This window comes from Streptomyces sp. NPDC005899 (genome assembly GCF_040629645.1).
In the GTDB taxonomy this organism is placed as follows: domain Bacteria; phylum Actinomycetota; class Actinomycetes; order Streptomycetales; family Streptomycetaceae; genus Streptomyces.
The window spans coordinates 1-7734 of record NZ_JBEXWB010000307.1 but is presented as its reverse complement, the minus strand read 5'-3'; the positions used below and the strand labels follow the sequence as shown (position 1 = coordinate 7734).

Genomic DNA, 7734 nt, shown 5'->3' with positions numbered 1-7734 from the left:
GTCGCATGACGTCGCCAGGCCGCAACGCGCGGCAGCAGGGGGCCCACAGTGCCCTCGCCGGGCGCTCGAGGGGCCGAGCCCACCCCGGCGCATGGGCCGCGTTCGATGCCGCCCGAGGGCCGCGAGGGGCGGTTGCCGCCCGCCGCCCCGTCAAGTCGCGGCGGGCGCGACCACGTCGATGCGACCTCACGCTTGACGGCCCTCTGCGTTCGGTCACGGTTCGATTACGACGTTCTGTCAGGCAATTGCGAGATGAGCGCGAGATATTGCGTTCACTTGTTGGTGGTGATTGAGTGTGCGCATCCCCACAACGCCACCATCGGTGGGGGGACTCACGTCTTCGCACCGCTCCTCCTCGTTCATGCCCAAAGGGGTCCACTCATGAGAAGTGCCCGGTTCCGCCGCGGTAGTCGTGCCGCCGCGATCACCCTCGTCTCCGCTCTGTCACTGACCGCGCTCGCCGCCTGTGGCACAAGCAGCAGCGACGACAGCAGCGGTGGCGGGTCCCAGCAGAACGGTTCGTCCGATCCGACGAAGCCGCTCGACCCCAAGGCCAAGGTGACGCTCACGATCGACTGCATGCCGCCCACGGTCAAGGCACCCGAGCTGAAGGAGTGGAAGGAGGACGTCGCCGCCTTCAACAAGATCTATCCGAACGTCACGATCGAAGGGCGCTCGACGCCGGGCCAGTGTCTGGAGCCGCCGCGTTTCACCGCGATGCTCAAGGCCAAGTCACAGCCGGACGTGTTCTACACCTACTTCACCGACCTGCCGCAGGTCCTCGACAACGACGGCGCCGAGGACATCACCGCGTACGTCAACGACACGTCCGTGCCGGCGCTTAAGGACATCGACCCGAACGTCCTGAACTCCCTGAAGCAGGACGGCAAGCTCTACGGCCTGCCCACCAGCAACTACACCATGGGCCTGCTGATCAACCGCAAGCTCTTCAAGGACGCGGGCCTGAACCCGGACGCCCCGCCGCGCACCTGGGAAGAGGTGCGGGCCGCCGCCAAGAAGATCGCCGGCCTCGGCAAGGGCGTCTCCGGCTTCGGTGAGTACAGCGCGGGCAACCAGGGCGGATGGCACTTCACCGCGCAGATGTACAGCGTCGGCGGCGACGTGGTCGACGCGAGCGGCAAGAAGGCGGCGTTCAACAACGAGCTCGGCAGGCAGGTCGCCGAGAACCTCCACGCCATGCGGTGGGAGGACGACTCCATGGGCAAGACCCAGCTGCTGAAGTGGGGCGAGCTGCAGAAGCAGATATCCACCGACAAGCTCGGTATGTTCCTCGCCGCCCCCGACGACATCGCCTACATGGCGCAGCAGCTCGGCGCCAAGTACGAGAACTTCGGTATGGGCCCGATCCCCGGCGGCAAGAACACGCTGGCCGGCGGAAACAACTACATGATCAAGAAGGGGATCTCCTCCGACAAGATCAAGGCCGCTGTCGCCTGGCTCAACTACAAGAACCTGACGGTCGGCAAGGGGCAGTTCGACTGGGCCCGTACCAAGGCCGACGGCCTGCCGGTGGGTATCCCGCAGCCGAACTTCTGGCTGAACGAGTCCAAGGCCACGGATGACGCCGCGCGCATCGCCCATGCCACCATGCCGGTCGAGAACTTCAAGACCTTCATGGACAACCCCGTCGCGGGCAAGACCGAGCCGCCGAAGGCGCAGGAGGTCTACAAGATCCTCGACAACATCATGTCGGCCGTCCTCACCAACAAGGACGCCGACATCGACAAGCTGCTCTCCTCGGCCGAGACCCAGGTCAACCAGGTCCTGGCCAACCAGTGAGCGGGGCCGGGCGGGGCAGGCACGCGTCTGCCCCACCCGGCGGCCGGCCCCAGCAGGCCGGCGCGTAGCGCCCGACTCCGTCGGGTCCGAAACCGGCAGACAGTACCAAGGAGAGACGATGTCGGCCCCCAGTCTGACCCCGAGCAAGGCGGACCACCTCCGTCCTTCCCCGCCTCCGGCAACGGGCCATACGCCCCCCGGCGGCCGGTTCGCCAGAAGCCTGCGGCGCAACCTGACCGCCCACGCCTTCCTCATCGGCGCGGTGCTCTGCTTCGGCGTCTTCTCCTGGTACCCGATGGTGCGGGAGTTCTTCCTCGCCTTCCAGAAGACCGAGGACGGCCGCACGACCTGGGTCGGCCTCGACAACCTCAGAACCGTCGTCAACGACCCGGCCTTCTGGCAGGCGTGGAGCAACACCGCCCTGTTCACCGTGCTGGCACTGGTCCTGGGCTTCGCGGTGCCGTTCCTGGTCGCCGTCGTCATCAACGAGTTCCAGCACGGCCAGGGCTACCTGCGGCTGCTCGTCTACCTGCCCGTGATGCTGCCACCGGTCGCCTCGGTCCTCCTCTTCAAGTACCTCTACGACCCCGGCTACGGCCTCCTCAACGAACTGTTCACCTCGATCGGCCTGCCCGAACAGCAATGGCTGCAAGATCCCGACATCTCGTTGCTCGCCGTCGTCATCGCCTCGACCTGGATGAACATGGGCGGCGCGACCCTGATCTACCTCGCCTCCCTCCAGTCCATCCCCGGCGAGCTGTACGAAGCCGCCGAACTCGACGGAGCGGGAATCCTCCGCAAGATCTGGCACGTCACCATCCCGCAGACCCGACTCATCCTCTCGCTGATGGCACTCATGCAGGTCATCGCGACGATGCAGGTCTTCGTCGAGCCGTTCCTCCTCACCGGCGGCGCGGGCCCCGAGGGCTCGACGACCACGATCGTCTACCTCGTCTACCAATACGCATTCAACTTCAACAACTACGGTGCCGCGGCGGCGCTCGGCCTGCTCCTGCTCGTACTCCTGGCCGGTTTCTCGGCCGTGTACGTGAAGCTCAGCCGCGCCGAGGACGAGTAGGACCGGAGACCAGCCATGTCCACACGCACGCTCATCTCGCCGGCCGTCCTCGCCAGGCCCCGGGGCAAGGTCCTCTACTGGACCGTCTTCGCAGTCGTCATCGCCTTGTTCACCCTGGTTTTCCTGGGCCCTCTCTACTGGCTCGTGTCCAGCGGTTTCAAGGATGCCCAGGAAGTCATCCAGACCCCGCCCACCCTCGTCCCCGACTCCTTCGAGCCGGACAACTACTCACAGGCGTGGGAGGCGATGGACCTCGCCACACTCCTCTTCAACACCCTCTACTACGCCTTCGGCGCGCTCGCCTTCCAGCTGGTCCTCGACGTCGCGGCCGCCTACTCCCTGTCGAAGCTGCGGCCCCTGTTCGGCAAGGCGATCCTCGGCATGATGCTCGCGACTCTGATGATCCCGGCGACCGTGCTCGTCGTCCCCCAGTACCTGACCGTGCTCGACGTCCCGGTCATCGAGCGCAACCTGCTCAACACCCCCTGGGCGATCTGGCTGCCGGCCGTCACCAACGCCTTCAACATCTTCCTGCTGAAGCGGTTCTTCGACTCCATCCCCAAGGAGCTTCTCGACGCGGCCTCGATGGACGGAGCCTCCTCCATGCGGGTCCTGTGGTCGATCGTGCTGCCGATCTCCCGCCCCATCCTCGGCGTCGTATCGATCTTCGCGGTCGTGGGAGTGTGGAAGGACTTCCTCTGGCCCATGCTGACCCTGCCCGACCCGTCGAAGCAGACCCTCAACGTGGGCATCTACTCACTCTCCAACGGCGTACCCGCCAACGTACTGATCGCCGCGCTGACCATCGCCTCCATCCCCACCCTGCTGATCTTCATGATCTTCCAGCGGAACATCATGAGCGGCCTCACCGCAGGCGGCCTCAAGGGCTGAGCAAGCCCGAACCCCCGCCTCAGCACGAGCCCGCACCCCATAAGCCTTCGCCGCCGGCCCGATCGCCGCCCCGCTACCAGGGCCGGCGGCGAAGAACCACCCTGCCCGAAAGGACCGATCCGTGGCAGCCCCTCAACCGCCCCGCACCGACGACTGGTGGCGCGACGCCGTCATCTACCAGGTGTACCCACGCAGCTTCGCCGACGGCGACGGCGACGGCACCGGGGACCTCGCGGGCGCCCGGGCGAGACTGCCCTACCTCGCCGAACTCGGCGTCGACGCGGTCTGGTTCACCCCGTGGTACCTCTCTCCGCTGGTGGACGGCGGCTACGACGTCGCCGACTACCGCACCATCGATCCCGCCTTCGGCACCCTCGCCGAAGCCGAGAAGCTGATCGCCGAGGCCCGCGAACTCGGCATCCGGACGATCATCGACATCGTCCCCAACCACGTCTCCGACCAGCACGCCTGGTTCCAGGCCGCACTCGCAGCCGGCCCGGGAAGCCCGGAGCGCGCCCGGTTCCACTTCCGGCCCGGCCGCGGAGAGACCGGCGAACTCCCGCCCAACGACTGGCCCTCCCAGTTCTCCGGCAACACCTGGACCCGCGTCCCGGACGGCGAGTGGTACCTCCACCTCTTCACCCCCGAACAACCCGATCTCAACTGGTCCCACCCCGACGTGCGCCGCGAACACGAGGACGTGCTGCGCTTCTGGTTCGAACGAGGCGTCGCCGGCGTACGCATCGACTCCGCCGCCCTGCTCACCAAGGACGCGGATCTCCGCGACTTCATCGAGGGCGTCGACCCGCACCCGTACATCGACCTGGACGAGATCCACGACATCTACCGCTCCTGGCGGACCATCGCGGACGAGTTCGACGGCGTGTTCGTCGGAGAGGTCTGGCTGCCCGACGCGGAACGCTTCGCCCGTTACCTGCGCCCGGACGAACTGCACACCGCGTTCAACTTCAACTTCCTCTCCTGCCCCTGGGAGCCGGAGCGGCTGCGTCGCACCATCGACGACACACTCGCCGAACACGCTCCCGTCGGGGCCCCCGCCACCTGGGTCCTGTGCAACCACGACGTGACGCGCACCGCCACCCGCTACGGCCGCGAGGACACCGGCTTCGACTTCGCGAAGAAGCGCTTCGGCACCCCCACCGACCTGGCCCTCGGCACCCGGCGTGCCCGCGCGGCCGCCCTGCTCACCCTCGCCCTGCCCGGCTCTGTCTACCTCTACCAGGGCGAGGAACTGGGCCTGCCCGAGGCCGACATCCCTCTGGACCGCATCCAGGACCCCATGCACGCACGCTCGGGCGGCACCGACCCCGGCCGCGACGGATGCCGCGTCCCTCTGCCCTGGGAAGCCGACACGCCCTCCTTCGGCTTCGGCGGCGGTACGGAGCCGTGGCTGCCGCAGCCCACCGACTGGGCACGCTATGCCGTCGACCGGCAGGCCGCCGACCCCTGCTCGATGCTCAGCCTCTACCGCTCGGCGCTGGAACTGCGGCGCAAGGAACCCGGATTCGGCGACGGACCCATGGACTGGCAGCCCTCGCCCGACGGCGTACTGACCTTCGCCCGTGCCGACGACCTCCTCTGCGTCGCCAACCTCTCCAGCCACTCGGTACTCCTTCCGCCGCACACCGACGTTCTGCTGGCCAGTGAGGAGCTGCCCGCGGACGGCACGCTCCCCTCGGACACCGCCGTCTGGCTGCGTACCTGACCGCGCCGCCACCGGAGGGATGCCCGGTGCCCGGACCCTCTCCAGGGTCCGCGCACCGGGCCTGCTGCTCCCACCGCCCGACCCGCACGCTCGGGCGGCTTCTCCTTCACCTCTGACAGAAGCGAGCCGCGATGCGAAACAACAGCCGAACCGGACGCGGTGTACGCGGCCGCCGAAGAACCCTCCTGGCCACCGCCGCCCTCACACTGAGCCTGAGCGTGATCCTCGACGGCCTCGCGACGGCGAGCCCGGCCGACCAGGACCCGGGCGCCCGCACCGCCGCCCCGGTCGTCACCAGAGCCGCCCTCGCTCCGGCGCTCGTCGCAGGCCGCGGAGCCACCGTCGCCTTCGACGAACAGGAGGCGGAGAACGCCACCACCGACGGCAAGGTCATCGGACCCGACCGCACCCCCTACACACTTCCCTCCGAAGCCTCAGGACGCTCCGCCGTACAGCTGGCTCCGGGACAGTACGTCGAGTTCGTCCTTCCCCGGGACGCCAACGCCCTTACTGTCCGCTACAGCATCCCCGACGCGCCCGAGGGCGGCGGTATCACCGCTCCACTCGACGTGAGCGTCGACGGACGCCACCGCAAGACGATGACCCTGACGTCCCGGTACTCCTGGCTCTACAACCAGTACCCCTTCACCAACGACCCGCGCGCCGACCTGCTCCACCCCGACTGGTGGACCACCGAGTGCGCCTGCGTCCCGGCAGTCACCACTCCCGCGCCGGAGATCACCAAGCCCTTCCGACCCACCCACTTCTACGACGAGCAGCGTCTCCTCCTCGGCAAGACCCACCGGGCGGGACAGCGGATCCGCCTCACCGCCCCGGCCGGCAGCACCGCGGCCTGGACGGTGATCGACCTGCTCGACACCGAACTCGTCGCCCGGCCGCACGTGGAACACGGCGCGGTGAACGTCCTGGCCTTCGGTGCCGACCCCACCGGCCGACATGACGCGGCCCCCGCCATCGAGCGCGCCATCGCCCTCGCCCGGCGCCTGGACCGGCCCGTCCACCTCCCCCGGGGAACGTTCCGCGTCGACCGGCACATCATCGTCGACAACGTCACCATCGTCGGCGCCGGCAACTGGCACACCATCCTCAAAGGCCGGCAGGTCACCCTCGCCGAACCCGGCCCCGACGGCTCCCGCCACACGGGGGTCGGTCTGTACGGCAAGAACGCGGCCGAAGGCGGCAGCCGGAACGTGCACCTATCCGGCTTCGCCATCCAAGGGGACGTCCGCGAGCGGATCGACAGCGACCAGGTGAACGCCATCGGTGGCGCCATGAGCGACTCCACCATCGACGGCCTGTACCTGCACCGCACCAAGGTCGGCCTCTGGTTCGACGGCCCCATGTCGAACGTGAAGGTCACGAACAACGTGATCACCGACCAGATCGCCGACGCCCTCAACTTCCACGAGGGAGTCACCGACTCCCTCGCCCACAACAACTTCATCCGCAACACCGGCGACGACGGCCTGGCCATGTGGTCGGACAAGACCGCCGACGCAAGCAACACCTTCTCCCGCAACACCGTCCAGTCCCCGACCCTCGCGAACGGCATCGCGATCTACGGCGGCCAGGACAACACCGTCAGCGGTAACCTCGTCGCCGACCCCGTCCGCGAGGGCAGCGGTCTGCACGCGGGCTCCCGCTTCGGAGCCGAACCCTTCACCGGCACCCTCCGCTTCACCGACAACACCACCGTCCGGGCCGGCACGCTCGACCTGAACTGGAAAATCGGCCTGGGAGCCATCTGGTTCTACGCCCTGGACAAGAGCATCGACGCCGACATCCAGGTCACCGGCGACCACTACCTGGACTCCACCTACAACGCGATCATGCTGGTCAGCGAGTACGGCGTGAAGGACAAGGTCACCATCCCCGGCGTCCACTTCAAGGGCGTTCGCGTCGACGGCACCGGCACCTCCGTCCTGAGCGCCCGGGCGAAGGGAGCCGCCACCTTCGAGAACGTCGACGCCCGCAACGTCGGGGCAGTGGGCGTCAACAACTGCGGCTCCTTCAACTTCCCCGCGACAGGATCAGAATTCGCGCTGACCGACCTCGGCGGCAACGACGGCGGCTGGCTGGCACCGTGGATGCTCCCCAACACCATCACCTGCGACGACCGCCCTCCGGTCGTCGCGCCCCCGGCACCGTCAACCTGGTGACACCTCGTCCGCAAGCATGCATGAAGGTGTGGGCGGGGCGACCGGACCGCGGTCCGGTC

The 7734-nt window shown here is 68.0% G+C and carries 5 protein-coding genes; all 5 read left to right on the top strand.

The genetic code is table 11. The features are described from left to right. Positions 1-381 precede the first annotated feature (381 nt). Positions 382-1800, top strand: a complete 1419-nt coding sequence (locus ABZ371_RS25865) for an extracellular solute-binding protein (RefSeq protein WP_358683804.1) — start codon at positions 382-384, stop codon at positions 1798-1800. A 118-nt stretch (positions 1801-1918) separates the two neighbouring features. After that, positions 1919-2878 carry a sugar ABC transporter permease gene (locus ABZ371_RS25860; RefSeq protein ID WP_358683802.1) on the top strand — a complete coding sequence of 320 codons (960 nt, stop codon included), beginning with the start codon at positions 1919-1921 and terminating at the stop codon, positions 2876-2878. A 15-nt stretch (positions 2879-2893) separates the two neighbouring features. After that, positions 2894-3769, top strand: a complete 876-nt coding sequence (locus ABZ371_RS25855; RefSeq protein WP_358683800.1) for a carbohydrate ABC transporter permease — start codon at positions 2894-2896, stop codon at positions 3767-3769. Between the two features lie 121 nt (positions 3770-3890). After that, a complete protein-coding gene (locus ABZ371_RS25850) occupies positions 3891-5495 on the top strand; it encodes a glycoside hydrolase family 13 protein (RefSeq protein WP_358683798.1) in 1605 nt (534 codons plus the stop codon). 131 nt (positions 5496-5626) lie between these two features. Further along, positions 5627-7675 (top strand): glycosyl hydrolase family 28-related protein, encoded by a 2049-nt coding sequence (locus ABZ371_RS25845; RefSeq protein WP_358683796.1) that lies wholly within the window; start codon positions 5627-5629, stop codon positions 7673-7675. Positions 7676-7734 lie beyond the last annotated feature (59 nt).